At 65.1% G+C, this 284-nt stretch carries 1 protein-coding gene; it reads right to left on the bottom strand.

The features are described from left to right. Positions 1-76: 76 nt before the first annotated feature. Positions 77-284 (bottom strand): sodium-independent anion transporter (locus ACYYG1_RS17360; protein WP_461211593.1); only part of this gene is annotated, 208 nt, incomplete at its 5' end.

The raw sequence follows: 284 nt of genomic DNA, 5'->3' as shown, positions 1-284 counted from the left end.
CTTCGCTCCGAACAGTCCCCTCTCCCTTCAGGGAGAGGGCTGGGGAGAGGGTGCTCGCACACGCACCCAAGCTCGATCAGGAAGCGACACTCGCACTCAACGCCGAGGGGAAATCCGCGTGATACCCCGCCCCAATCTCCCCCAGCACCCCTGCCTTGCGCAGCTTGCCGAGCACCCGTGCATTGGCCTCGCACAAGCGCACTTCGATGCCGCGTCGCTGCAGTTGCTCGATCACTTCCTGCAGCGTCTGCAGCCCGGTGATGTCCATGAACGGCACGTGGCGC

The organism is Desulfocurvus sp. DL1XJH-121, assembly GCF_054819825.1.
The sequence above is the reverse complement of the archived record's forward strand: the minus strand, read 5'-3'. Positions and strand labels throughout refer to the sequence as shown.